The sequence below is a fragment of the Longispora sp. NPDC051575 genome (assembly GCF_040681875.1).
In the GTDB taxonomy this organism is placed as follows: domain Bacteria; phylum Actinomycetota; class Actinomycetes; order Mycobacteriales; family Micromonosporaceae; genus Longispora.
Genome location: NZ_JBFAZP010000013.1, coordinates 183,742 through 210,185, shown reverse-complemented (window position 1 = coordinate 210,185; position 26,444 = coordinate 183,742). Strand labels below are relative to the sequence as shown.

The window sequence follows — 26,444 nt, the reverse complement described above, 5'->3', positions numbered from 1 at the left end:
GAGTCAAAGGCTCTTCTCCCTTCAAAGCCGAGCCCGCCGACCTATCCCGCGTCAGCTGCGCGTCGAGGGTGGGGGCGGTGCGGAGCGCCGCTCCTGGCTGGGGGTCAGGTGCGGTCGCGGGAGGCCAGGATGGCCTGGCGGCGGGCCAGGCGGTGCTCCCGGCGGATCTCCGCCTCGTGCAGCCGCTGCTTGTCCTCCGGGGTCTCGGGGACCACGGGGCGGATCGGCCGGGGCTTGCCGTCGGCGTCGACGTGTACGAACACCAGGTAGGCCGTCGCGACCGGTAGGGGTTCGGTGCCGGCCTCGTTCCAGCGCTCGGCGAGTACCCGGACGCCGATCTCCATGCTCGTCCGGCCGACCCAGTTGACCTGCGCCTGGGCGTGGACGAGGTCGCCGACCCGGACGGGCGTGGACAGTACGATCTCGTCGATCGAGGCGGTGACGGCGTTGCCCCCGGCGTGCCGGGCCGCGGCCGCCCCGGCGGCGTCGTCGATGAACTTCATGATCGCGCCGCCGTGCACCGTGCCGTAGAGGTTCACGTCCGTCTGGACCATGATCCGGCTGAGGGTCACGCGGGAGTAGGACGTCGGTACACCTGTCATGCCCGGAGTCTCGCATCCTGGGAAGCGGGTCCGCTCGATGATCTCGATCACCGCGGCGGTCCCGCCGGTGCCCGGGACGACATGCGAGGCCCCCGTCCGCGCGCACCGGCGACCGCCCCACTCGTACCCGTCGAAGGGTTCTTGATCTGGGTTCTGGCTGTCAGGGTCTGCGGGCGACGATGGCCGCGTTCGCCCCGGCCGCCGCCAGCGGGACGGAGCGGACGTCGACGAATCCGGCGCCGAGCAGCCAGTCGCGGTACTCCGCGTAGGTGTAGTTGAACCCGGCGCGCGTCTCCACCAGCATGTTCAGGCCCATCAGCGCGGCCGGGGCGGGCCCGGACTCGTCGTCGTCGAGGACGAGCTCGCAGATGATGACGGCGCCGCCGGGCGGCAGGGCGGCGTGGCACTTGGCCAGGAGCTCGCGCCCGGTGTCGGGGCCCCAGTCGTGCAGGATCATGCTGAGCAGGATCACGTCGTGCCCGGCGGGCAGCTCCGGGTCGGCGAGGAAGTCCCCGTCGTGGGCCGCGACGACGTCGGACATGCCGAGGTCGACCATCCGTTGGCGGGTCATCCGGGTGATGTGCGGCAGGTCGAGGACCGTGGCGCGCAGGTGCGGGTAGCGCCGGCACAGCCCCACCGGGAACGGCCCGGTGCCGCCCCCGACGTCCAGCAGCCGGGTGTGGGCGGTGAAGTCGTACGCGTCGGCCAGGGCGTCGGCGGTGAACGCGGAGATGGTGAACATCGCCTCCCAGAATCCCGCCAGGATCGCCGGGTCGGTGGTCACGAACGGGGTCGCCTGGGCCCCGGAGTCCCAGGTGGTGGGCCGGTCGTCCCGCAGCGCCTCCTGCAACCGGTGCCAGGCGGGGTAGGCGTGCTTGTCGGAGTACTCGACGAAGCCGCCGAAGTAGTGCGGCCGGCCGGGGACGAGGAACCGCTCGGCGAGCTCGGAGTTGCGGTACCGGCCGTCGCGCCGGTCGAGCAGGCCGAGCGCCACGCAGGAACTCAGCAGGCCCCGGACCGGCCGGGGCAGCAGGCCCAGGTCGGCGGCGATCTCGGCGGTGTCGGCGGTGCCGCGCCGGGACAGGGTGGCGAACAGCCCCAGCTCGACGGCCGCCGCGAGGGTCTTGAACCTCCAGAAGCCCGTGGTCAGCTCCAACAGGGGCGCCGGGGTGAGCGTGGAACTCTCCTCGACCAGTTCGATCGTCAACGCGATGACCTCCGCCTCACATGTGCCTGAAAAAGGAACTAATGTCCGATTTGAGGGTATCTTATCGGGAACTTGTTCCGAGGCAGTCGAACTGCCCATCCCGAGGAGAGCGTCGATGTCGACCGACATCAGCCGGGCCACCCTGGTGTTGCCCCTGCCGAGCGAACTGCCGCAGACCACCACCACGGTCGTGGCCCACCTGGAGAAGATCCTGAGGCGCATGCCCCGCGACCACGCCGTGGCCCTCGACACCGGGGCGGACGCCGGGGCGGCCCGCGCCGACCTGCTCGCCTGGTGCGGGCCGCACCTCGACCGGGGCGCCGCCGCGGAGCCCACCACGGCACCCAACAGCGACGTCCACGACCGGTACTTCGCGGTGCGGCGCGCGACCGGCGACAGTGCCGCGCTGCTCGCCGGGGCCCTGCTGGCCAGCGACCTCTTAGTCCAGGACGACCTCGTCCGACACGGCTCCACCCTCGACGCCGACCCCGAGAGCATGCTGCTCGGCGTCACCAGCTACCTGACCGACGGCAAGCAGCCGCCCGTCCTCGACGTGCCCTGGGCCCCCGCCGACCCGGTCGCCGCCGCCCACCACCGCTGGCAGGTCGGCCACCAGCGGTTCTTCGTCATGCTGCAACTGCTCGCCGTCGCCGTCCGGCAGGTGCGGCGCGCCACCGACGTCGCCGGGGAGAACGAGGCGGTGCGGCTGTTCGCCTGGCTGTGCCGCAGCAGCGCGCACGCGATGCGGTACGCGGCGGACTTCCCCGCCGAGCTGTACGACGAGATCCGGGTGACGATGGTCCCGCCCACCGTGAACGTCGGCTTCAGCGGCCTGCAGACCCGCGACCACAACGAACTCGTGGCCCAGTTCCGGACCCTCAAGCGCAGTGGGACCGTCGACCGGCTCGCCCCGGAGTCCGCGACCGCCCTGCACGCAGCCGTGCGGGAGATGTACGACGCGCACATCTGGGTCTGCGACCGGTTCGGCGGCGGCAGCGGACTGAGCCTGCTCATGGAACACACGAGCGCCGGCAAGCAGGAGAGCGGGGTCGCCTCGGCGGTCAAGCTCGCCCGGCAGCGCCTCACCCACCTCCGCCAGGAGCCCGGCACGCCGCCGACCGCGCGGCCCGACGCGGGCCGGTTCCGGCAGCGGATCATCGCCGACGTCCTGCGCCCCGACACCCCCGAGCGGGTCGCCGAGCTGATCCGGTCCGCGAACGGGCGCCGGTTCCACCCGGTCAGCACCGGGTACAACTGGGGCCTGGGCTCGCGCCAGCCCGTCGAGGACGGCGTCACGGTCCTCGACCTCGCCGGCCTGAACCGGATCCGGGCCGTGGACACCCGGCGCGGCTACGCCGTCATCGAGCCGGGCGTCATCCAGGGCGCGCTCGCCCGCCGCCTCGACGGCACCGACCGGATGCTCAACCTCACTGGCGCGTCCCAGCACACCAGCGTCATCGGCAACATCCTCGACCGCGGCGTCGGGCTGCACCGGCCCCGCGTCGACGACCTCGCCGGCCTCGAACTCGTCCTCGCCGACGGCAGCCAGGTCCGCACCGGCTGGTGGCCCGACGCCGGTCAGCCCGCCGCCGTCTGGCCCCACGGCCGCGGCCCGGCGCTCAACCAGCTGTTCACGCAGTCCGACCTGGCCGTGGTGACCGCCGCGACGATCCGGCTGCTCCCCCGGCCGGAGGCGATCCGGATCCTGCCGTTCACCTTCCGCGCCGAAGCGCTCGGTGAGGCCGTCGACCTGCTCCGCACCTGGACCGCGCAGGGCCTCGTCCCGCCGAACACCAAGATCTTCAACCCGGTCGCGGCCCGCGCCCACGGCATCGCCGACCAGCACCTCGTGCACGTCTGCCTGACCGGTACCCGCGACCTCGTCAGCACCCTGAGCCACCTGGTGACCCGGGCCGCGTACGGAACACCCCTGTCACCCGCGCCGGCCAGCACCTGGTGCACGACGCCTACGCCGGGCTGTCGGACCCCGCCGACGCCCTCTTCGTCCACAAGACCGGCCACCCGGCCCGGGAGATGGACGCCGCGCGGGGACTGCTGATGTTCCTGCCCCTCGTCCCGTTCGACGGCGGAGCGGTGACCCTCGCCGCCGACCTGGCCGACCGCGCCCGGCACGGCGGGACCGCACCGGCGGCCCTCATCCTGAACGTGCTCGACGCCGACACCATCGACCACCTGGTCAGCCTCCGGTTCGCGCCCGAGGACCCCGGTGCCGTCACGGACGCGCACCGCACCCTGGACCTGCTGCACGGGACGTTCACGGCGCACGGCTTCGCGCCGTACCGGACCGATGTCGACCACCCGACGCCCAGGACGCCCCTGCACCAGCGGCTCAAGGACGCGCTCGACCCGGGGCACGTGTTCGCGGCGAACCGCTGAACCGGTGGCGGGCACACCTGCCGGTATGCCCGCCCCTCGCGGTCCTAGTCCTTCAGGAGCTGGCGGGCCATCACGATCCGCTGCACCTGGTTCGTACCCTCGTAGATCTGGGTGATCTTAGGCAAGGTTGCCTCTGAGCTGGGAAAACACTGTACAGGGAAGCCGCTCCCCAGGATTTACCCAGGATCGCGAATTCCGACAGTTCGCTCCCCGCACTCAACGCAGATGAAGCCCGCTAACGGCGCTCAAAGTTTACCGAGCAGGTTGCTGGGCAGGTTGGCGCACTCCACAGACTCGGAGCTGCCGGGCACTCCCAATTCGATCCACGTGTGGCGGAAGGCGGGGTCATGGGTCGGGTGCATCGCGAGCGGCAGGCTGGTGGTGCACACGGTGGAGAACAGGCGCTCGTCGGCCGGGTCGATCTCCAGCCAATTTGAGACGTCCGCCCATCCTTGCCGGTCGAGAAGTGGTGCCGCGTCGGACGCGACGAACTGCCAGGCCAGCGGCGGGAAGTAGATGGAACCGAAGCTGATGATCCCGACGGGCTTGCCGGCAGTCGTCTGCCCGATGACGAGCCCGCCTCCACCTCCGGCGATACGTGCTCCTCGGCCCCGTGCGATCGCAAGGCGCAGCTTCAGATCGGGAGGAAGGACGATCTTGGCGTCGCCGTTCCCCAAGGTGTCGGCCAGCTGCGGGTACAGTCCGCGCAGAGCCGGGTTCATCGCGTACATGCCGATTACCACGGCCCGAGCGACGGCACCCGGATGGAAGATCACGTCGGGGACGGTCACCGGCGAGGGAACAGAGAGCGTCAGGTCGCGGTTCCACAGCCCCTTGAACATGGCGGCGAGCTCCTTGTAGCGGATCTCGAAGGGGGCCTGGATCACCCTGTTGCAGGGGTCGCACAGCCCGTACACCCACAGGCCCCCATCGGCCGCCCGACCGAGCTCGACGAAGCGCTCCTTGCCCTCCGTCGAGCGGAGCTTGCTGACGTAGCGCGCTCGTCGGACCGTCGGACCGTTGCCTGCCATCTGCGCTGGCACGTGGGCCTTGGTCATCGGGGCGGAGAGGCCGCACAGGCCACAGTCGGCCTGGCCCGGCTTCATCCGGGCGAGCCCGAACGCGCGGGGCGCACGATCATCAGCGGGGCTTGTCATGGTTACCGAGAGTATATCCAGACACGCGTGATGAGCCATCCGATTTCAGGCGCGAGGCTCCCGAATATGATCATTTCACTCTGAGGCTTGACGCCGTCAGCGGGTGGGTGGCGGCGTCGAAGAACACGACCGTGCGGCCCGCACAGTCGACCTCCAGGGCGGCCATGTCTCGCGCGATCTCGCCCGAGGTGCTGTCGGCCACGTGCAGCCCGATGGCGATCCATCCACCGGACGCGCCGGCCTTGATCGCGTCCACGATGTGCTTGTCGGAGTTGCTGAAGCTGAACCCGAGCACCACGAGAGGCGCGGTGTCCGAGATCAGCCTCTGGAGGGCGAACGACAGGTAGCCGCTGCGTTGGATCGCCGCGTTCTTGTGCGAGGACGTGCCCTCGCTGACCAGCAAGGGCTGCCGGTCAGGTCGGTCGGCGTAGCGCCCCTCCAGGCCATCGAGGAGCCGGGCCGCGGCTTCGCGGTTGGCCCGCCATTTGCCGGTGATGCCGGTCCACTCGTCGCGCCACAGGTGCAGACCTCCGTGCAGATAGAGGACGGTGGTCCAGCCCGAGTTCCAGTTGGCGACGGTCGAGTCGAAGACCAGATCGTTGCCCGAGGACCGGAACAAGTCGGTGAACCCCTGCCCTCCGGTCAGGTTCATCAAGGCCCAGTACGGCAGCAGGTCGTAGTTGGTGGTGAAGACCGTCGTGTACCGGAGCAACTGCTGCGCGAAGAGATCGAGCGTCTCGTCAGGGATCTCCCCGTGTGCGATGTGGGTGTCACCGACTGCGGCGAAGAGGGCCTCTCGGATGGCGTTGTACTCGGCGGCCAACAACGCCGCATCACTTGCCGAGGTTCCGAGGGCGTTGATGACCTGGATCGCGTAGTGGATCCGCTCCAGCACCAACTCGAAGTTCGTGGTGTCGAAACTGTCGAACATCTGCTTCGCCGAGGGCCTCAGCGGGGCCTTGTCGACCAGCTTCCGGTATCCGAAGCCGGAGCAGATGTTCATCGAGAACCCGTTCCCGAGCAGTAAGGATTTCCAGTCCTCGCTGTCGATATCGGCCCAGGCGTACAGCCGCGTCGAGCTCACCATGTGGGTCACCTGCCAAATCCGGAATTACCACCCAGCGGGATCAGTGCCCCAACACTGACCCAGAACATACCGGATTGCACGCATTATCCGATCTTCACTTAGCGCCACGGGGGGGCTGATTGCCAAATCAGTAAGCGAACGTGTTCAATCCTTGCTGATTACCGAATCCGTCATCAATACTCGCGATATCAGCAAATGAACTGGGCTGTGCGGCCCAGGCGAACTCACCCTTCTAACCCGCTCAACCCACCGTCGCCGATGGCGGTCGGGGCGATTCCTCGCGCCCGACCGCCCCAGCGGTGTGGGCACGAAAGGAACATCCCGATGGCCCGTTCATGGATCACCCCGCAGGCGGATGGAGGTGTCGGTTACACCGTCTACTGGATCGACCCGGCCAAGCGCCAGCGTCAGCGGTCGTTCTTCAAGAAGGTCGACGCTGAGGCTTTCAGCACGAAGAAGGCCCGCGAACTCGACACCGGCACCTACATCGAGCCCAAGCTCGGCGCCGAACTCGTCACGTCGCTGTTCGAGCGGTGGGCGACCACCCGCGGCCTGGAGAGCTCCAGCGTGCGGCAGTACCTCAGCATGCTCAACACGACGATCAAGCCGTACTTCAAGACCCGGACGATCGGGCCGCTGAAGACGGCGGACGTCCAGGCGTGGATCTTGTGGATGCGCGACACCAAGAAGTACAGCGCCACCACGATCCAGATCCGGTTCGGGTACCTGTCCTCCGCCCTACAGTGGGCCGTCGACAACGAGGAGCTCGGCCGCAACCCGGCCAAGCGCGCGAAGCTGCCCGGCAAGCGGGCCAACGTCCGGCGCAAGGCCAAGGGCACGATCGTGGTGCCGACCCTCGCGGAGATCGAAGCGCTGATCGCCTGTTTCGACCCCCGGTACGTGGCGATGGTCTGGCTGATGGCCGGCTGCGGCCTCCGCATCGCCGAGGCGATGGGCCTGTGCCTGGAACAGATCGACTTCCGCAAGGGCCTTCTGCACGTGGACCGGCAGGTCACCGAGGACGGCGAGACCGACAGCGGCAAGAACGCCGGTCTGCGCCTCAAGCCCTACACCAAGCACCGCGATGTCGAGACTCCCGGCCGCACCGTGCCGCTGCCGGCGATCGTCGCGGCGGTCCTCAAGGCGCACCTCAAGAAGTACGGCACCGTCGGCCCGCACAAGCTGCTGTTCCCGAACGCCAGCCGCACCGGTCTGGTCTACCAGTACTACATCCGGTACCAGATCTGGCACCCGGCGATCAAAGCCTCGAAGGCGTCGTTCCACAAGACCCACGCGCTGCGGCACTTCTTCGCCGCCTCCATGCTCAGCAACGGCGTGCCGATCACCGACCTCAGCGAATGGCTCGGGCACTCCTCCATCGAGATCACCTACGAGTACTACGGGCACCTCACGCCTGACGCTCCCGAGCGCGGACGAGCAGCGATCGACCTCGCGATGGCCTCGCTCGCACCGCAGACGGCTCAGGCGGGACCCAGCGCGGTTAGGACCGAAGGTCTCGAATCCCCTGCCGTAGCTGTAGTGGCCGAGGCAGTCATCGGCCGGGCTCCGGCCCAGCGCGATCCCGAGGACGCTCGTGCCGTCCTTCCGGAGGCTGCGACGGTCTGAGCAGCATGAAGCCCATCGGCTCGCACGGGGGAACGGGCCGATGGGCGTCTGCCCAACGTATCTGAAACAGCACGGCGACGGCACCCCCGTTTCTCCAGAGCGGCAGCGTAATCGGCTTGAATCGGACGCTGTATCACCCACCGTTCTCAACGGATCTTCTTTCCTACTGAACAGGACAAGCCAAACCAATTGCCTGGGCGGCGCTCCCGGCAGAAGCCCCGTCGAGCGTTCCGGGCCGCTCGCCGCGCGGAGCACGGTGCCGACCGGTCGGGACTAAGCACGGTGCCAGGCGGTCTACGTCCGCCGTCAAGCCCACCCCGTCCGACGATCATCCGACTGCTCGGCCTGTGCGGGTGGGCTTGACGGCTGGCCGGCCCGCCTGGCCCTTCGCGCTCGTCCCTCCCGGGCGGCGCCGCGATCGGCCACGCCCGGGTCCGTGCCGCTGGTGGAGGTCGCCGTGGTCGTTCATCCGTTCGCTGATCCTGATGTCCGCGCAGTCCGGGCTGGCCTGTCCCTGTTCGCCGGCCAAGCGCTGCCTGAGCCGTTGATGGCGGTCGCCGAGGCGGTCGGGCTCACCCCGCGTGGGTGGGTGTTTCCTAGCTACATCACCGAACCGGAGCCGCTGAGCTGGTTCGACGCGGACCGGCTGCTCCACCGCGGCCAAGACCTGCTGGCTGCGGCGGCGGGGTCCGGACTGCGGATGCTGGTCCCCGGGGACACCGGTTGGCCGGCGGGCACCGCCGCCGACGAGCTGCCGTGCCTGTGGGTCGCGGGGAACGTCGACCTGGGACAGCTGCTGCGGGCGTCGGTGACCGTGACCGGGTCACGTGACTGTTCGGTGTACGGGGCGGGTGCCACCAAGCAGCTCGCCGCAGGCTTGGCTCAGGTCGGATACACGGTGGTCGCGCTCGCGAGCTCCGGCGTCGACGACCTGGCGGTGCGCGCCGCCGTCGAGCACGGCGGGCCGGTGGTGGTCGTCGGCGCGGGCGAGCCGTTGGTTTCGGTGTCCGGGCGGCTACGCGAGGAACGCGCCGACGCGGGGGGCTTCGGGGTGGTCAGCCCGTTTCCACCCGGGATCCCTCCGTCGCAGCCCCGGCGGGCGATCGCGCAGCGGCTCCTGGCGAGTCTGAGTCCGGTGACGGTGATCCCGGAGGCTTCCGCCGACAGTGGCGCGATGCAGGTCGCGGCGTTCGCCGCCGAGCTCGGCCGCACCGTGTGCGCGGTCGCGGGCCGGTTCGGCTGGGATCACTCCGACGGCGGGGACCGCCTCCTGTCCACGGGTGGGGCCCGGCTGGTCCGCGACGTCGACGACATCGCCGCAGCCCACGGCGCGTCCGGACCGCCTGTGGCACCCGGTGGGCCGGTGTTGTTCGAGGTGACGGGATTGGCGTCCTGGGATGACGGCCGGTGGCGGAGTCGGAAGGTTCCGACCGTCCACGTCCTCGCCGACAACGCCGAGCGCGCCGCCGATGTCGTCTTCGACCTCCTGTTCGGCGGCCGACGCGAACCAGCTGTGCTCGACGCCGCCGTTCGCTCGCCGGACGGCTCCTACCGCCCGATCCAGATCAGCATCGGCTGACCAGCCACCACTGTCCCCTTGTCTATTTTGGAGGTTTTCGTGTCTGATGATGTCACCGTTCGCGCAGACCGCCCGGACTTCTTCGCCTTCCGCAGCGACGAGGGCCGGTTGCAGATTCGGCTGGACGCCGACGGCACCACCATCACCCTGGTCATGACCACGCTGCGGGACGACGCGGCCCGCGTCGCCGAAGACCTGCGCGAACTCGCGGGCAGTGTCGACGCGCTCATCGAGAACTGGGAACCGTCCCCCGACCCGTACGACGCCTTCGTGGCTCCAGCCCTGAACGGCTACGAGCTCCGGCTGAACTGCGAACTCGTCGGCGTCTACCCCACCCGGGAGATCGCCGAGTACGAGTTGGACCGCGCCATGCACCGCGACGGCTACATCCCGGACGCCTGGCTGCTGGACGAACGCGGCGGCCACACCCTGCTGCCCGCCGCCGACACCCGGCCGCCAGATCCGCTGCCGGGTGCCGAGTACGCGGTAGGCGATCTGGTCCGGTGCGCCGATCGGCCGTTCGTGTGGCGGGTGCTCGGCGACTGGGGCGCGCTCGGGGTCGAGGTCCAGGTCGTGGAGGATCCGGAGACGCGCCGGCACGTCACCGACCGGTCGCTGCTGCGGCCGGCACGCGAATGACCAGCCCGGCCGCCCCCGAGCACCCGGGCCGACCGAAGCGGCTGCTGAGCAACCGCAACCTGGCCCGCCAAGCCGGTCTGTTCGTCACCGAAACGCTCTCGTATCCTGCCCCGACCCACATCGCGATCAGCTCCGGTTGCCTCATCGTCGTGGCTGTTCGGCCCTGACCGACCGGAGGAACCCCCATGCCCCTGCCATGGCTCCTGCTCGACATCGACGGAGTCTTCATCCCCTACCCGGACTCCGACGGACGGCCACCCGCCAGCCACATCCGCCACCTTGTCGTTCCCACTGGCCACGACCCGGACGGTCCAGTTCCGATCTGGGTCAACCCCGACCACGGCCACATGATCACCGGGTTGCTCGCAGAACTGCTGTTTCACGCGGCCTGGTGCACAAGCTGGCGACATGACGCCAACCGGCTCTTCGCCCGCTGCTCGGCGTCCCGAACCTCGAGGTCATCGACCTGCCACGCCTCGACATCACCACCAGTCATCCCGCCCGCCGGCTACCTGTGGAAGCGTGACGTCGTGAGCCCCTAGACCAACGGGGAACCGCGCGTCTGGATCGACGACGACTTCACCGACCTCGACCACCGATGGGCGAACCGACGCACGCAGAGCGGCGTGCCAACCCGGCTCATCCAGCCAGACCATCATCGAGGGATCCAGCCCAGCCACATCGAGGCTGCCCGTGCGTGGGCGATGAGCCTGCGGGCGACTCCCCAGCCTTGAACCATGCCTCTACCAGGCATTCTCCAGCTCTACGACTCCTCGGCGATGCCGCCGTGTATCGGCCCAGTCAGGACAAATCTCACCCCAATTTCACCCAACTCGGGACGAGCGACGTTGATTTGCTCTAATAATCATCACTACTCGAACTCATTTTCGAACAAGGCTCCGAAGGGGGGTTTCTGTCCGGGTGAGTGCGATGGTAGAAAGACAAGCGATCAAGACGCCGCCTCGGGCGAGACGACTGCGACGCAGCCACGCGAACCCGAGCTGGCCACCGGTCAAGACACAACAGGATCAGGTGATCACGTGACGGGTTCGCCAAGCAGCACCTTCGCCGAAGCGACCTTGTCGAGGTGGAACCAGAAGTCGCTCGAAGATTTCGTGCCAGAAGGATCTCGATGGGCGTCGATCCGCATGTGGGGGGCCCGGGCCTTCGCAGGACACCAACTCGACAGTCATGAACACCACCGCAGGACACGGGCGGGCCTCGCCGCACTGAACACCACCGATATCTTGGACCTGCTGCTATCCCTTCCCGCAGGGCTTCCGGTGCCGATCTCGTCGCTGTCCAGTCGCCAGCAAAGAATGGTCAAGCGGCTGCCAGCAGGGGTCGCCGAGGTCAAGGGCGGCGAGATCGTCAGATGGGCGCAGAACCCCGTCCGGATAGACCTCGTGGTGGTTCCTGTCCGCAACTGGCGTGTAGGTCTACAGGTAGCAGGACGTTATGCCCCGTTCAGTGCTCGAGCCATGTGGCTCCCCGAACTTCCTGGCGACCAGGATGACCTGTTCTGCGACGCCGAGCGCTTCGGCATCGGGGTGTTGACCGGGTTCGCCGGACGGCCGGAGATAGTGATACCTCCGGCACCGTACGTCCGCAAACGGTTCACGCCCTCGGGCTGGTTGTTCGCCGAGAAGCTATACGAGCAGGTCGCGTCAGGGGAGCGACGGCAGTAGCGTCGCCAACTTCGCCATCTTGGCCAGGGTTTTATCCGGCTTGAAGGCGTCTGGCTGTTGGATGCGCTCATTCTCCGCCGGGTAGGCCCGTGCGGCCCGTTGAACCTGGTCCATCAGCCATGCCTGCCGGTCAACCAGCGACAACGGCTGCATCCGCGACCAGAAGAGGCTCCACGACGCCACGTTATGCGCGAGGGCTTCCTCCTTAACCTCGGGCTCGGTGCTATCGAAGCGGTCCAGACCGCGTCCGTGGCAGATCGCGCAGAAGCAGGGCAGGGGCTCGGAGTTCGCCCACCGACGAGCAAGGGTGTCACCCTTGAAATAGCCCCACAAGTCGGACACGAGAACCGACGGCCTGCCCGTCTGGTTGAAGTGCGCGGTCTTCTCGTCCGGAGGCGGGGCGTGGCGAAGAGTGGTCGAAGCCCCGATCCCCGCGAACATGGCACCGTGCCCCATGCAGTCGAAGCCCGTGATCATGTCGGTGCGCCACACCCCGAGCCGAGGAACCTCGCGGCAGATCCTGCGAAGGTTGACCACGATGTCGGCGTAGCGGTCCGTGGGATTGAGCTGACCGCCGAGCGCTAGCGCGATCGGGATGCCGATCGACTGGAGGATGGCGATCACCTGGTCCACGGAATCCTTGCGCAGGAACGCGACATCGATCGGCACCAGCGCGACCACATCGGAGCTTCCGAGGCTACGGACCGCGTCGCGGACCGCTTTCAGCGCGGCGATATCGCCTCCGGCGATGAAGCCGGTGGGGGTCATGATCACGTTCGCGCCCTGTGCGCGCAGGTCGTCGTAGAAGCCGGCCTCGCCGAACAGCGTCTGATACACCTCGTCGGGGTAACGCAGCGGCTCATCCTGGCTGGCGAGGTGTCGATCGTGCATGGCGAAGTCGGCCACGACTGGCACCTGGCTGACGCCACGCACCTCGGCTACGCGGATACCGGCCCTCGGACCGCACAAGGCGTAGCCGGTGCGAACGGGGTCGAGGCTCTGCGGGACAACGGGGTGGTTGTGTGCCGACACCAGGTGCAGCACCCTGCCGGCTAACACGTGGTCATCCACGGAAGGCACCGCGACCTTGAACTCCTGCTCCGGTCGCCGCTGCGGCGGAAGCGGGGGGTTGTGCGTCATATCACCTCATAAGGGTGTGCCCTTGCGGGCGTTACTGTGACGGCTGTGCGAGGTACAACTGCTCGAACTCCGCCGGGAAGAGTCCCGCGGTAGCGGCGACTTGTTCGACGGTCATGCCTCGGTCGTGGATGAGGTCCGAGACAACATTAGCGACTGTGGATGGAAACTCGGGATGGATGTGCACGGGCTCCTGGAGCTTGTAGCCCAAAGTGCTCATCTCGATGACCAGGTTGCGGTACTGCCAGTCACTGAGGACGCCGAGGTCACGGGCGCGACGCGTCAGCGCGGCCATCGAAACGCCCCAGGTGGCCTTCAACTTCTCCAGCGCGGCGAGATCCAGCCGGTCGCGCAGTGAGTTTCGAATCCCCGACCTGGGCATCAGAAACTCAGCCGCGAACTGGTCGGCTTCCTTCTCCTGAACCGACGTCGTGCCCGGCTTCTCGTGCATGACCATGTGCCCCAGCTCGTGGGCGAGGCTGAATCGGGCGCGGTCGCCAGGCGCCAGCTCGTTGAGGAGGAAGAACGGGTACGCGCCCTCCGGCCACAAGCTTGCCGCGTCCAGCTCGCGGGTGCCCAGTGCCCTGCGCACGACTACCCCGCCGGCGTTCTCGACCACGCCAACCAGATCGGAAATCGGCCCGTCGCCGAGCCCCAGCTTCTCCCGCAGAATCACGGCGATCTCGCCGGGCGAATCCTCAAGGGAGACCGGGTGGCGGAAGAAGTCGTGCTCGCGGTTGGCCGCCACCCTCATCATGCGCTCGACCTGCCCGCGCTGCTGGGACAGATTCGCGTGGATCACCCGCAATGCGGGAGCGCCCAGCGATGCTTTCTTGCGGTGGTGAATCAGCCCGACGGCGCTCGCGGGGTCCGGAACCTCGCACAGGGTGGGGATCGGATACCCCAAGACTGCGGAAAATGCCTCCAGGCGGTCGCCGGTGACCGCGATCCGCCCACTCTCGGCCCGGCTCACGTACCCCTGCGACACGGGTTCGCCGAGAGCGTCGGACATCATCTTCGCCACCACGCCCTGCGGCAGCCCGCGAGTCTCGCGCGCCTGGGCGAGCATCGGGCCGTTCGCTTCCATGTGCCCACCGCCCTTCCCGAGTGCCGCGCTGCCAGTGAGGCCACACTATCACGCCTCGCCCTTCAAGCACTACTCATCCCTCAGATTTATAGCGCAGATTATTCCTGCCTGGAGCTACGCGGCACGCATGGAACGCACCCGTCTCACCGACTGCACCCATCGCGGTCATTGCGGCAATTGCCTGTTCTATGCCTTGGCGTGGAGGTCGAAGCTGCTCACCGAACACCCGCCCACCGACATCCGCCGGCGGGTTCTACGATCGACCGTCACGTGAGAGGAACCCCCTGATGAGCAGCGAGTCTTCGCCGTCGCGGCGTCTGCCGCGGTGGTTGTGCGTGATCCTGACGATCCTGGCGGTGGTGTGGTTCGTCGGCGCGGTCGCCGTCGCGGTGACCGACACCGACGCCCCAACGGCCGTGCGCTGGACGCGGCTGACCGCCGAGGCCGTCGGCGCGCTCCTGCTCTCCGGCGTCGCTCGCACCGGCGCGAAGCCCCGCCCGGATCGACCGGCTTCCCGGGAGGTGACGATTCTCGCCATCGCGGTCGGCGCGTTCGTCGTCGCGCTGGGCGTGGTCGCCGCCGTCGTCGGCAGGGCGGCCGGGGTCGACGTCTCCGACCAGATCCTGTTCAACACCGCTGTCGCGATCGCCTACGTCCTCACCGTCCGCTCGCGCCCCTGCGCCTAACCCCTTCCGCCGCGCCCGTCCGGGCGCGGTGACCCGCTCCAGGCCCGTTCCGGCATCCGCCGGGGCGGGCCTTTTTCATGCCCTCGATCAGGAGCACCATGACCCGCACCGACAATCCGCGTCCGCCGTTCGTCGTGTTCGACCTGCACGACGTCTACGTCCTGGCCCGCCACGCCCTCACCGACCCGGACCCCGGCAACCACGTCCTGACCCTCCTGCCCGGCCCGGTGCCGTCGCTGACCAGCCCGAACCCGCCCGACACGCGCAACGCGGCCGTGGCCGGGCACTCCCCGGACCCGCAACGCGTCCTCATGGTGAGCGAGCCGGTGCCGCTGCCGCTGACCGACCCATGCGACCCGACCCGCAGCTTCATCGCCGCCGTGTACCGGGGTCTGGTCTACGGCCATAACTGGCTGACCCTGTCCGACCGCCCCAGTGGGGGGCTGGACGTCGACACGTTCGCCACCCTGCCCTCCCATCACGCCCACGCCGACGCCGGCCACGTGCCGGCGACCCTGGACCTCGACGTCCTCGGGCCCTTCGACGGGCAGATCCTCAAGGGGTACAGCTGGAACGGCTGGGCGATCCCCGCCTTCGACCTGCCCACCGTCCGGGCCATCGGGCAGGCGATCGCCGGACAGGCCGCCGGCCCCGACCTCGTCACCGTCGTGGAGATCGGCGACGACGCGACCGTGACGCTGGTCGAGGAGGCCGGCACCGCTCACGAGCACCGGACCGTCATCGAACCCGACGCCGACGGCCTCTACGGACTCGGGGCATGGTCGTGGTGCTGGTCGATCAACACAACCCCCACGCTGCCAGATCTCGCACCCGCAGACCTGCGGCTGTGGTTCCCGTGGCGGCCGGCCCGCGCGGCAGCCGAACACGCCCTGGCCTCCTCCGACCAGGCCACCGTCGAGTATCCCGCCGGTGCCTCCAGCAGCGAGCCGGGACTGGTCCTGAACATCACGCCCGCCACCGCGACCCTCACCTCCACCGGCCACACCAGCCCGCACGCGCCGCCAAGCGACGAGCATACGATCACCGACCGGCCGCTGCGCCTCCCCGACCAGCCGGCACCCGAGCACGACACCCACGCAGTGCTGATCCCCGCCGTCGACATCCGTTCCCTCGCCGGACGGGGTATCGACCGGTGCGCGGGGTGGCTGGTGCTGGACGTGTGGTTCGACCAGCCCGGTCTGGGAGGTGTTCCGCTGGTCGTCACCGGCCAGTCCTACCAGCGCGACGACCTCGACCCCGGCTCGGTCACCTGGCGGCCGGCACTGCTGAGCTGCGCGGAGTTCGCCGGCGTCTACGCCGGCGAGATCGCCGACGGCGTGCTCTCCGGATCGGGAGCACTGCTCGCCCGCTTCGACCGCGACACGGTCGGCGCGATGGTCACCATCAGCGCCCTCGACCCCGAACGGGCCGGGGCGGTATCGGTGCAGGCCATCGGCGACAGCGTCCAGCTCCTGAGCACCGCGCCCGGAGAGCCTGGCGGAGACATGGTGCAGATGGGCTGGGCCCCCTGCCACCCCAACGGCATGTACCTCCTCGGCGCCCACCAGCTCACCTGGAAGGAGGTCACGCCCGACGCCTGACCCCGACCGTCCCCTCGTCTCGTTCCGTGCCCCGCACACCGCCTGGTGTGCGGGGCTTTTCTCGTTTCCGGGAGTCCGCATGACCACCACCCCGTTGATCACCCTGCGTTCCGGGCCCGACCTGCTGGCGGCCGTGCCGTACCTGGTCGGCCACCGGCTCACCGACACCGTCGCCGTGCTCCTCTACGGCGGCGCCCCGGGCCAGGTGCACGTCGCCACCGCCCCGATCGACGCCGACCCCGAGCGTCTCGCCGAGCGGATCACCGCGACGATCGACCGCCTCGGGGCCACCGAGGTCGCCGTCGCCGCCTACGGTCCCCAGCCGACCCGCCCCCGCCTCGGCGCGTTCGTCGCGCACCTGTCCGGGCACGCACTCGTCCGCGCCGCGTTCCTCGCCGACTCCGGGCGCTCCTACTGCTTGACCTGCCCGTGCCCCGAGGCAACCGACGGCGTCGAGTTCGATCCGCAGGCCACGGCCGCGGCGTGCGAGGCCACCGTCGCCGGGCTGGTCGCCTCCCCGACCCCGGCCACGCCCGAAGGGTTGGCCGCGCCGGACCCGGTGCTGCAAGCCCGCACCGCCGCCGCTCTCGCCCATACCGTCATGCCCGACGACCCGGCCGTGGCGATGCGCTACCTCCTCGACGGGGCCGCCGACGGCCTCACCCTCACCGATGACCAGGCCGCCCGCATCGCGGTCCTGCTCACCGACCACGCCGCCCGCGACCTCGCGCTGCACGGGGTGTCCGACGCCCGGTGGCAGCGGGACCTGTGGCTGCACCTGACCCGCCGGCTCCCCGACGCCTACCTGCGCCCCGCCGGCATCCTCGCCGCGCTGTGCGCGTGGACCCGCGACGAGACCGCCCTCGCACTCGCGGTGGCCCACCGCGTCCACCAGGTCTTTCCCGCCGACCCGATCGCCCGGGGCCTGATCACGGCGATCGCAGCCGGGGCGTCGGTCACCGACGTGGTCGGCACCTGGCCGCCCACCGACACCACCGGCACGACCGGGCCGGAGGTGTCGCTGTGAGCGGGGTCCTGCTGGTCACCGCCGACCAGGAACTGCGCGGACAGGTCGACCTGTGCGCCCGCCGGGCCGGCACGCACGTCACCGTCCACGCCGACGTCGACGACGCCCTCGACGACTGGAACGGAGCCGAGCTCGTGCTCCTCGGAGCCGACCGGCTCACCGAAGCCCTCGACTACGTCCTGCCGAAGGCCGACCGCGTCAACGTCGTCGCGCCGCTGTCGTTGCTCACCACAGCCCCGCTCGACCCCGAGGTCAGTGAGGAGGAGGCCGCGAGCCTGCCCTGGAAGGCGGCCGAGGAGATCGGCGCCACCTACGTCGCGGTCCTGCCCGTCGCCACCGCCTGGCTCACCGGCCAGCTCGCCGCCGTCAACGACCACCCTGTGCAGGCGCTGCTGCGGGCCGGTTTCCGGGTCGGCTACGCCGACCCCGCCGACGCCGAGGAGTTCGGGTACCTGTCCAGCACTGATCTGTACGAGGTGTCCTACGCCTACCGGGGCGCGGTGTGCCCGTTCGTGTCGCTGGAGGACGTCGCCCGCGACGAATGCGCCTACGGCCAGTCCAGCCTCACCGAACGGTCCAACTACCGGTCCCTGCGCCGCGACCACAAGGACACCTTCACCGACCTGTCCTACACCAACGTCAACGGCCTCGGCGCGTGGGTGAGCGACCTGTCCCCGGACCTGGTCGACACGCTGATCGGGTTGAAGGAGCAGTACCCGCTCTACGACGAGTCCGACCACAGCGACCTCGAACACGACGAGATTCACGCTTCCTGGTCGAGTTGGGTGTCGAGCGACCTGTATAGCCATCTCGGCGAGCGCGCCCAGGATGTGTGGGTGGCGCTGTCGGCTGAGCGTCTGGAGGAACTGTGGTGGGAAGTCGTGCGCGGCCTCGACGCGTGGCCTGAACACGACGGCCTGCACGTCGGCTGGGACCTCGATCGTCTCGCCGGGCCGTTCGCCGCCCGGCTCATGGCCGAGTTCCGCCGTACGTTCCGCCCCGCCCCGGCCTTCACGATCAGCGTCCTGCCCACCGGCAAGCGCCCAGGGCCTCGCTACGCGGTCATCGCCGAAGGATTCCCGCTCCTACTCGCCCTGGCGTGGAGCCGCTTCTCGGCGAAGGTAGACCTGTGGCGGTACCAGAACTCCTGGCGGGCCGACACGGGGCAGGTGGGCGCGTGACGTCCCGGACGGTGAAGAACACATCGGTCCGTATCCCCGTCACCCTCACCTCGACGGGGCCGTTCGGGCCCGGGTGGACCGCCGAAATGACGACCGACCGATCATTGGGCAGCCGGTTCACCGCCAGCTCCGCCAGCTCCGCCGGCGCGCAGTCCCAGCTACAGAGCATGATCGTCGATACTCTCAACGCGCTCTGCGACCGGCCGATCGTCGTGATCGGCGGCAGCGCCGACTACGCGTCATGCATCCACCTCATCCACGCCCAACCCGGCGGCCGGATCGTCTCGATCATCCGCGACGGACGCGACGCCGGCTGCTGGGGTACCGCCGCCACCCTCGATGAGACCCTGGCACAGGTCCTCGCCCACGTCGGCGGCGATCCGGCGGTGGTGCTGCTGTGAGCACCCAGCCTTCTGTAGGCGAACCCCCGGCGTCCGCCGTCGCGGCCAACCGTGGCGTACTCAATCTGATCGACGCCGTCGACCTGAACAGGTTCGCCATCCAGCCGCCAGCGGAACTCGCCCGCATCGACGACGAGCTGACGTGCGTCGTCTGCGACATCGCTCTGTGCGCTGTCGATGACGGCGACAGCCTCGCTGTGCTGCTGCGCGTCGCCGCCGGACACCTGCTCATCTGTCCCGGCTGACCGACCTCGAATCCCGCTTCTCCTCTCGGCCGCCCCGCCGGAGTCCCGCTTACCGCGGACGCTCCTGGCGGGGCGGCCATTTTTCGTTCCCGAACGGAGCCAACCGCTATGCCCCCTCGTTCCGCCGCGTCTCGGACGCTCGATCCCCGTACCCGTGAACTTCTCGCGGCCGTCAACGTCGAAGGCGCGTTCGCCCGACTCACCGAGCAGGTCACCTCGGCCGAGTACGCGCCGATCGGTGCCATCCTGGACACGCTCGGTGGCTGCTGGTCGCGGTCGGCGCAGGCCATCGTCTTCCCCTCAGATGTCGACCCGCGTCGGCTCATCGACCAGGTCCTGGAATCCGGCATCGCCCCGTTGCCGGCCCGCACCCGGGAAGCGTTCGTGCCGACCCCCGATGACCTCGCCGATGACCTGTGCGCGTACCCGTACACCGACCTCGCGTGGTTGCCCGAAGGAGCCCGGGTTCTCGACCCGGCCGCCGGATACGGGGCGCTGACCGCGGCGATGCTGCGCGCCAACCCCGGCGTGCACGTCACCGCCGTCGAGCCCCACCCAGGCCGGGCCGCGGCCTGCGCCACCCTCGGCGAACGCGTCGACGTCCACAACATGACCCTGGAGGAGTTCGCCACCCGCGCGATCCGGGCCGGGGACGCCTTCGACGCGATCGTGATGAACCCTCCCTTCGCGATCCCCGGCGAACCCACACTGTGGATGGACCACCTCCGCCACGCCTGGCATCTACTGCGCCCCGGCGCGAGCCTCGTCTCCGTCGTCCCCGAAAGCCTCGCCCACCGCGGCGACGCCGCCCATCGGGGCATCCGGACCCTGATCGAACACAACGGCTTCCACCGCCGGCTTCCACCCGCCTCCTTCGCCGCGTCGGGATCTCCCGTCAACACCCGGGTCGTACGGATGGTCAAGGCGTTCAGCGACGTCGGGCTCGACACGGCCTTCAGCGCGCCGACCGACCCACCAGTCCGGGTCGCCGACCCCCGCATGACGGCCGAGGCCGTGACCGACGCACCCGTACAGGTGTGGTGGGACTCCTGGCGCCGACGCGACCGCGTCCTGCGGTACCGGGCCCGATGTGTGTTGTGCGGCTGGCTGCTGTGGGGCTTCGACGACGGGGAGAACGACCCGCGCGGCGTGCTCGGTGACTTCTCCTCCGGGTTCAGCCTCGACGCCGACGACTACGAGCAGGCCGGGCCGTCGATCGGGCTGTGCACCATGTGCGCCAACGACGGTGACCTCTACCGGGCCGGCCTCGCCCGCGCCCAAGCCCACTGGCAGCCAGCCCGCAGCCTCGCGCCGACCCTGGCCGTCGCGTGACCCCGGGCCCGAGGACAACATGAAGATCGTCAAGAGAACCGAGTACGCGGCCCGAATCGTCGACTCCGAACCGGTGACGGTGACCAAGTTGGTGTGGAGCGACGGCGGGCTGTCGTTCGAGGTCACCGACGCGGCGGGTGTCGATCTCACCATTGACGAGTGTTTCGACAGCCCTCCGACGGACAGCCAGATCCGTTCGTTGTTGCAGGCTCGGCGAGCGTCCCATCGGCTCCCCATGGATCAGGGCTGAGGCGGTTTCGACTCACGGCCGTCGACGGGCCGCCTCAGCCTAGGAACACCTTCCTAGCCGGATCCTCTAGAAATGTCGGTTTGGACGCAGGCTTCCGATCACCGAGCAGCATCGCCGACGACCGGTCTCCGGGGCGGCGGTCCCGGGCGGCGCGGTTGCTGGCCCGTGATCCTGGCCGACCGCGGCTTGCCCCGCTAGCACCCGCCCGCCGCAGCGGTGTTCATCGTGGGGTGTGTGTGGGCGGGTGCTTGCGGGGCGGCGCCGATCGGTCGGCCTGACGGATCGGGCCAGCACCGCTCCGGCCCCGGGACGCGTTTCGCCCCGGAGGTCGGGCGGTGGATGTTCTTCCCGAAAGGGCTTCCCGTGTCTGTTGCTGTTGTTCCCACCAGCCCCAACGAGTTGCTCGCGGCGATGCGCCGTGCTGTGTACCTGCACCCGGCCGAGCTGCTCGACAACCCGCGCAATCTGCGCAAGGACGTCGGTGACGTCGAAGACCTCAAGACGTCGATCCGGGAGGTGGGCATCCTGTGCCCGCTGATCGTGATCCCCGCCGAGGACGGGCAGCGGTTCCAGCTGATCATCGGTCACCGGCGTAAGAAGGCGGCCCTGGACCTGGGGCTGGCGGAGGTGCCGTGCTGGATCGCGGAGAACGAGGACGCCGCGATGCAGATCCTCGCCCAGCTCGCCGAGAACGGCGACCGCGTCGGCCTGACGCCTTCCGAGGAGGCCGAGGCGTATCTCCAGCTCACTCTCCTGGACTGGACGCCCGAACGTATCGCCTCCGCCCGCGGGGTCACCGCCAAGCAGGTCGCCCAGTCCCTCACGCTCGGCCAGCTCCCCACCGACGTGCGCGAGGCAGCCGACAACGGCAGACTCACGCTCGACGACGCCGCCCGGCTGGAGGAGTTCGCCGACGAACCCGCCGCCCTCGCCCGGATCCTCAAGTCCGCCTCCAGCGGCTGGGGGATGCGGCACGCGATGTCCGCCGAGCGTGACAAGAAGACCTACGCCTCCGCCCGCGAGCAGCTCAAGGCCCGCCTCGTCCTCGACGGGGTCAAGGTCACCGCCAAACCGAAGGGCTACCCCTACGACGGGCCGGCCCGCTCGGCGACGTCGCTGGCCGACTCCGACAACAACCGCCTCGATCCCGAGGTCGCCAAGACGCTGCCCGGGTTCGCCGTGTTCATCGAGAAGAACGGTGTCGCCGCCAATCCGGTGGTCTACTGCACGGATCCCGACAAGTACGGCTACCAGCAGTGCAAGATGTTCACCGGCCCCGCCGGCATGTCGCCTGGCGAGCAGGCCCGTCGCGAGGTCGAGGCCAGCGCTCGCGCCGAGTACCTGGCCGCGCTCACCCGGGCCGAAGAGGTCCGCCGCGAGTTCTACCAGGCCACCTACGGCACGGCCAAGGCCGCGAAGAAGCTGTTCGTGGAGGCTCTGCGCGCCTTCGCCAGCGACGCCGACCTGCCGCTGTACGCCGACCCCGACGCGCTCTACACCGCGCTCGGCGGTGCCGACGACGACGTTCTCGCCTCCGCCGGGGAGGACCGGCTACGGCGCGCCCTGGTGGCCCGGTGGGTGTGCGCGCAGGAGACCAACCTGGCCGTGGCGTCCCGTGACCACACGTGGGACCTCAACACCGACGCGGCCTGCTGGTGGCTCGATCAGCTCGTCGCCGACGGCTACAGCCTCTCCGATGCCGAGGCGACCCTGCGCGCCAGCGCCGCCGGCGAGACCGAGGTCGAAGTCGCCGGGGACGACGGCACCGAGGCGGCCGACGACGACCGGCTCGACGACCTGGAACTGGTGCTGGAGGCCGAGCCCGTCCTGAGCTGACGCGACCGCGTCTTCCCTTCTCTCCTAGTTCCTTCTCGGGCGGTGGCCCGGCACCCGTGTGGTGTCGGGCCACCGCCCTTTTTCTGTTTCTGGAGCGGTTTGTATGACTTTGACGTTGACGGATCTGTTCTGCGGTGCCGGTGGGAGTTCGTCCGGGGCGGAGCGGGTCGACGGGGTCCGGACGGTGATGGCGGCCAATCACTGGGACCGCGCGATCGCGACCCACAACCACAACCTGCCGCACGCCGCCCACGACTGCGCGGACATCTCCCAGGTCGATCCGCGCCGGTACCCGGCGACCGACATCTTGTGGGCCAGCCCCGAGTGCACCAACCATTCCCAGGCCAAGGGCGTGCGTGACGCAGACAAGGTCCCGGACCTGTTCGACCAGGTCCTGCCGTCGGATGCCGCCGAGCGCAGCAGAGCCACGATGTGGGACGTCGTGAGGTTCATTGAGGCCAAGTGGCTGGCCGGGCGGCCGTACGGCGGGTTCGTCGTCGAGAACGTGGTCGAGGTCGTCAAGTGGCTGCCCTACGGCGCGTGGCGGACGGCGCTGGAGAACTACGGCTACTGCCTGCACTCCACCTACCTCAACTCGATGTTCGCCCAGGCCGGTGGCGACGGGGCTCCGCAGTCGAGGGACCGGTGGTACGCGGTCGGGCACCTCAAGACCACCGGCCGCTGCCCGGACCTGCGGACCTGGACGAGGCCCCTCGCCACGTGTGACCGGTGCGGGGTCACGCAGCGTCCGGTGCAGGCGTGGAAGAACCCGCGCAAGCAGTGGGGCCGCTACGGCTCGCACGGGCAGTACGTGTGGGCGTGCCCGACCACCGCGTGCCGGGGCAACCGGGTACACCCCACGGTGCTGCCCGCGGCGGCGGCGATCGACTGGTCGCTGACCGGCACCCGGGTCGGCGACCGCCCGACGCCCCTGGCGGACAAGACCATGGCCCGCATCCGCGCTGGCCTGCAACGGTACGCACGGCCCGTGATGGTGCCGACCGGCGGGACGTGGCGCACCGACGCGGTCCCGCTGGATCAGCCGATGCCGGCCCGCACGACCCGCGAGAACGACGGCGTCGGCGTTCCGCCGTTCCTGGCGCTGCTGCGCAGTGACCGGGCCCGCACGATCGGCATCGACGAACCGCTCGCCACGATCGTCTCCGACGGCTCCGGGCACGCGCTCGTGCATCCCCAGCCCCTGCCGGGGCGCGCGGCGACGCCGCTGCTGGTGGGGCTAGAAGGTCGCGGAGACCATGTACGGCCCGTCGACGCGCCGATGCGTGTGCAGACCGGTCGCCACCAGGACGCCCTCGTGGTCCCCGGCCACGTGCAGGCCGGGGACGGGGCGGTGGGCTGGCCGGACCTGCTGGTGCCCTACTACGGCACCGGCGTGGCCCGTACCGCCTCCCAGCCGATGGGAGCCCTCACCACCCGGGACCGGTACGCGTTCCTCACCTCCGGGGTCGCCACCTCTCTGGATCCCCTCGACTGCCATTTCCGGATGCTGGAGCCGTCGGAGATCCAGCTCGCGATGGCGTTCGACCCCCGCTACGAGATCCTCGGCACCCGCAGGGAACGCGTCCGCCAGGCCGGAAACGCGGTCACGCCGCCGGCCGCCAGGGATTTGATCGCGGCACTCGCCGAGGCGATCACCGGCCAGACGCCGACGTTCGACGGCCGGGCCGTCGACCTCGGCCGCGAGCGTGACCTGGTCGGCGCCCGGTGAGCGGCCACGAATTCCTCACCGACCGTGACGTGGTCGACCGGCTGACCGCGTTCCTCAACGCGCCCGGCGACGTGTCCGGCGCCGACGCCGTCGAGGTGCTGTCCGAGCTGATCGTGCGCAGCGGCCGGTTCCTGCTCGACGACGCCTGGCACGTCCAGTCCCAGGTCGTCACGGGCGTGTGTGGCGTTCAGCACGGGCGGATCCAGGTCGGCGACTACGCCGTCACGGCCGGTCAGACCCCCTCCGGCGGGGTGCGCGTGACCATCACCAGCCCCGGCGACATCCACGACCGGCTCCTAGTCGTCATCAACGGGCAGTCCGCCCACGAGGTCACCGGCCACCCGCCAGGCACCGCACCCACCGCCCGATCCCACCCCACCGAGGAGAACCAGCCATGACGACGATCCTGCTGTTCCCGCTTGACGCCGTGCTCCGGCTGGCCGAGCACGCCGCAGCCGCCCCCGAGCACGAGCACTTCCCCACCCAGGTCATCGACGGCCAGCCCCCGAGCCCGTGCCTGGTGTGGGTGCATGACTCCGGGACCTATCTGATGAGCAACGGGATACCGGGCTCCAAGATGGACCCGCCGGATCAGCCCGGAGCGTTCGACCACGTCCACGCCGAAGGCTACGGCCCGTGTCGCAGCCCGCGGGAGTCCGTCGCCGCCGCAGACCTCGTCTTCGACAAGGACGGTCGGCTCGAAATCCCCGACCCGGGCGAGTTGGGCGGCGACGACTTCGCCGAACCGATCGACCTCACCGAGCCGCACGGGCGCACCCCCACCCTGCTGCGGGCCATCCGCGCCGCGCACCGCATCGGCCGACCGCACCTCGCGCTGACCGTCACGGCCGAGACGTACGCCATCAGCTTCCCCGAGGCGACGGAGACGGGCCGGTGAGCCGCTGCACGCAGGGCGAGGCGCTGCGCCGGTTCCGGCACCTGGCCGACGCCGACGCCGGTCGCCTCGTCGGACGCCGCCTGATCGACCTGTGCACACCGGTCGAGCCCGGCACCCTCGCCACCGCCCCCGCCCGGCTGCTGCACGACAGCGTCTACCGCACGCCCGGCGTCCCGCCGGAACGGCACATGATCTGCTACGTCGTCTCCGCTGACGGCACGCCCGTGGCGTGGGTCGACTACCACGCCCACGTCACCGCACCCGACGCCGAACTCACCGACTACCAGCGTGCCCAGCAGGCCAAGGCCGTGGCGGTGCTGTCGTCGCTGGACCGGCGGGCGATCCGTGAACTCGCGGCCCTGCGCGACGTGCGCGAACAGCGACTCACGCCGCAGGCCCCGACCGCCCGCGACACCGACACCCGGGTCCTGGTCAGCTGCCCCACCGATCCGACCCTGACGTTCTGGACCCGGCTCACCGCCCACCCCAACTCCAGCCGCGCCCACCTGCGCGCGGTGGCCGACACGCAGCTCCAGCCGCTGATCGTGGACGCGTTCGGCTACGGCGACCACGGACGCGACCGGCGGGTCCTCGACCTGGAGCTGTTGTGCGCGATCGAGGCCAGCGCCGTCGAGCACACGCTGCCGGCGTCGGTGATCGGTGACTGGCTGCACGTCGAAGGCGCCACCAGCGCGGACCTGACCGCGCAGCAGATCCGGACCGCGGTGACCGCGGCCTACGTCGCCACGTTCACCTCAAAGGTCGCCTTCGCCCGTCACGAACGCGACGTCCTCGGCTGGACCGCCCTGTTCCGCGAGCACCACATCCCTCTCGAAGCGTTCGACGACCGGGTGCACGCCACCTTGCTGTTCCAGGACACCGTCCGCGCCGTCTTCACACCCGCCGGACAGATAGCGGTGTTCCGCCGCGCCCGCCCGGACCCGCCGGTCGCGTGAACAGCCCGCCGGGGCTGGCGTGCCGCTCTCCGACCACCGCGCCGCCGCATCCGGTCCTCGCCAGCGCGGAATCCCGCGCCTCGGTTCCCCCTCAAC

Annotated in this window: 25 protein-coding genes; 19 read left to right on the top strand and 6 right to left on the bottom strand. The window is 69.8% G+C overall.

Going from position 1 to position 26,444, the window contains the following annotated elements; all coding sequences use genetic code 11:
- Positions 1-104: 104 nt before the first annotated feature.
- Both AB0M43_RS35060 and AB0M43_RS35055 read right to left on the bottom strand, forming a co-directional pair.
- Positions 105-602: an acyl-CoA thioesterase gene (locus tag AB0M43_RS35060; protein WP_363731056.1), complete on the bottom strand. Its 498-nt coding sequence runs from the start codon at positions 600-602 to the stop codon at positions 105-107.
- Between the two features lie 160 nt (positions 603-762).
- Positions 763-1,809 (bottom strand): methyltransferase, encoded by a 1,047-nt coding sequence (locus AB0M43_RS35055; RefSeq protein WP_363731053.1) that lies wholly within the window; start codon positions 1,807-1,809, stop codon positions 763-765.
- A gap of 115 nt (positions 1,810-1,924) precedes the next feature.
- Here AB0M43_RS35055 and AB0M43_RS35050 point away from each other — a divergent pair, with 115 nt between their 5' ends.
- Entirely contained in the window at positions 1,925-3,868 is a 1,944-nt protein-coding gene (locus tag AB0M43_RS35050; protein ID WP_363731051.1) for an FAD-dependent oxidoreductase, read from the top strand.
- A complete protein-coding gene (locus AB0M43_RS35045; RefSeq protein WP_363731048.1) occupies positions 3,868-4,206 on the top strand; it encodes a hypothetical protein in 339 nt (112 codons plus the stop codon). The genes AB0M43_RS35050 and AB0M43_RS35045 overlap by 1 nt, the downstream gene beginning before the upstream one ends.
- 245 nt (positions 4,207-4,451) lie before the next feature.
- Here AB0M43_RS35045 and AB0M43_RS35040 read toward each other — a convergent pair whose 3' ends face one another.
- A complete protein-coding gene (locus AB0M43_RS35040; RefSeq protein WP_363731046.1) occupies positions 4,452-5,363 on the bottom strand; it encodes a hypothetical protein in 912 nt (303 codons plus the stop codon).
- Positions 5,364-5,433: 70 nt separating this feature from the next.
- Complete coding sequence (locus AB0M43_RS35035) at positions 5,434-6,450, bottom strand: DUF4917 family protein (RefSeq protein ID WP_363731044.1); 1,017 nt, start codon at positions 6,448-6,450, stop codon at positions 5,434-5,436.
- A 324-nt stretch (positions 6,451-6,774) separates the two neighbouring features.
- On the opposite strand from AB0M43_RS35035, the gene AB0M43_RS35030 reads away from it, so the two are divergent.
- The 4 genes from AB0M43_RS35030 (at position 6,775) to AB0M43_RS35015 (ending at position 11,982) form a co-directional block, all read left to right on the top strand.
- Positions 6,775-8,076: a site-specific integrase gene (locus AB0M43_RS35030; protein ID WP_363731042.1), complete on the top strand. Its 1,302-nt coding sequence runs from the start codon at positions 6,775-6,777 to the stop codon at positions 8,074-8,076.
- 457 nt (positions 8,077-8,533) lie between these two features.
- Positions 8,534-9,655: a DNA-processing protein DprA gene (locus tag AB0M43_RS35025; protein WP_363731040.1), complete on the top strand. Its 1,122-nt coding sequence runs from the start codon at positions 8,534-8,536 to the stop codon at positions 9,653-9,655.
- A 39-nt stretch (positions 9,656-9,694) separates the two neighbouring features.
- The gene (locus tag AB0M43_RS35020) at positions 9,695-10,294 is read left to right on the top strand and encodes a hypothetical protein (RefSeq protein WP_363731037.1); all 600 of its coding nucleotides are present in this window, start codon (positions 9,695-9,697) and stop codon (positions 10,292-10,294) included.
- A 1,040-nt stretch (positions 10,295-11,334) separates the two neighbouring features.
- Positions 11,335-11,982, top strand: coding sequence for a hypothetical protein (locus AB0M43_RS35015; RefSeq protein WP_363731035.1), 648 nt, complete (start codon positions 11,335-11,337; stop codon positions 11,980-11,982).
- On the opposite strand, the gene AB0M43_RS35010 is transcribed toward AB0M43_RS35015, so the two are convergent.
- Both AB0M43_RS35010 and AB0M43_RS35005 read right to left on the bottom strand, forming a co-directional pair.
- A complete protein-coding gene (locus AB0M43_RS35010; protein WP_363731032.1) occupies positions 11,962-13,122 on the bottom strand; it encodes a hypothetical protein in 1,161 nt (386 codons plus the stop codon). The genes AB0M43_RS35015 and AB0M43_RS35010 overlap by 21 nt on opposite strands.
- 31 nt (positions 13,123-13,153) lie before the next feature.
- Entirely contained in the window at positions 13,154-14,206 is a 1,053-nt protein-coding gene (locus tag AB0M43_RS35005; protein ID WP_363731031.1) for an XRE family transcriptional regulator, read from the bottom strand.
- Between the two features lie 335 nt (positions 14,207-14,541).
- Between AB0M43_RS35005 and AB0M43_RS35000 the strand changes: the two genes are divergently transcribed.
- From AB0M43_RS35000 to AB0M43_RS34940, 13 genes are all read left to right on the top strand, one after another.
- Positions 14,542-14,892: a hypothetical protein gene (locus AB0M43_RS35000; protein WP_363731028.1), complete on the top strand. Its 351-nt coding sequence runs from the start codon at positions 14,542-14,544 to the stop codon at positions 14,890-14,892.
- 98 nt (positions 14,893-14,990) lie between these two features.
- Entirely contained in the window at positions 14,991-16,493 is a 1,503-nt protein-coding gene (locus tag AB0M43_RS34995; RefSeq protein ID WP_363731025.1) for a hypothetical protein, read from the top strand.
- Between the two features lie 79 nt (positions 16,494-16,572).
- Entirely contained in the window at positions 16,573-17,520 is a 948-nt protein-coding gene (locus AB0M43_RS34990; protein ID WP_363731023.1) for a DUF4192 domain-containing protein, read from the top strand.
- Positions 17,517-18,701 (top strand): hypothetical protein, encoded by a 1,185-nt coding sequence (locus AB0M43_RS34985; protein WP_363731020.1) that lies wholly within the window; start codon positions 17,517-17,519, stop codon positions 18,699-18,701. The genes AB0M43_RS34990 and AB0M43_RS34985 overlap by 4 nt, the downstream gene beginning before the upstream one ends.
- Positions 18,702-18,787: 86 nt before the next feature.
- On the top strand, positions 18,788-19,102 hold the full coding sequence (locus tag AB0M43_RS34980; RefSeq protein ID WP_363731017.1) for a hypothetical protein: 315 nt from the start codon (positions 18,788-18,790) through the stop codon (positions 19,100-19,102).
- A complete protein-coding gene (locus AB0M43_RS34975) occupies positions 19,099-19,347 on the top strand; it encodes a hypothetical protein (RefSeq protein WP_363731015.1) in 249 nt (82 codons plus the stop codon). The genes AB0M43_RS34980 and AB0M43_RS34975 overlap by 4 nt, the downstream gene beginning before the upstream one ends.
- Positions 19,348-19,455: 108 nt before the next feature.
- Complete coding sequence (locus AB0M43_RS34970; protein ID WP_363731013.1) at positions 19,456-20,679, top strand: class I SAM-dependent methyltransferase; 1,224 nt, start codon at positions 19,456-19,458, stop codon at positions 20,677-20,679.
- 19 nt (positions 20,680-20,698) lie between these two features.
- A complete protein-coding gene (locus tag AB0M43_RS34965) occupies positions 20,699-20,929 on the top strand; it encodes a hypothetical protein (RefSeq protein WP_363731011.1) in 231 nt (76 codons plus the stop codon).
- A 363-nt stretch (positions 20,930-21,292) separates the two neighbouring features.
- Positions 21,293-22,765, top strand: coding sequence for a ParB/RepB/Spo0J family partition protein (locus AB0M43_RS34960; RefSeq protein WP_363731008.1), 1,473 nt, complete (start codon positions 21,293-21,295; stop codon positions 22,763-22,765).
- A 103-nt stretch (positions 22,766-22,868) separates the two neighbouring features.
- Entirely contained in the window at positions 22,869-24,494 is a 1,626-nt protein-coding gene (locus tag AB0M43_RS34955; protein WP_363731005.1) for a DNA cytosine methyltransferase, read from the top strand.
- Positions 24,491-24,892, top strand: a complete 402-nt coding sequence (locus AB0M43_RS34950; protein WP_363731003.1) for a hypothetical protein — start codon at positions 24,491-24,493, stop codon at positions 24,890-24,892. The genes AB0M43_RS34955 and AB0M43_RS34950 overlap by 4 nt, the downstream gene beginning before the upstream one ends.
- Positions 24,889-25,392, top strand: a complete 504-nt coding sequence (locus AB0M43_RS34945; RefSeq protein WP_363731000.1) for a hypothetical protein — start codon at positions 24,889-24,891, stop codon at positions 25,390-25,392. The genes AB0M43_RS34950 and AB0M43_RS34945 overlap by 4 nt, the downstream gene beginning before the upstream one ends.
- On the top strand, positions 25,389-26,348 hold the full coding sequence (locus tag AB0M43_RS34940; RefSeq protein WP_363730997.1) for a hypothetical protein: 960 nt from the start codon (positions 25,389-25,391) through the stop codon (positions 26,346-26,348). The genes AB0M43_RS34945 and AB0M43_RS34940 overlap by 4 nt, the downstream gene beginning before the upstream one ends.
- Positions 26,349-26,444: the final 96 nt, after the last annotated feature.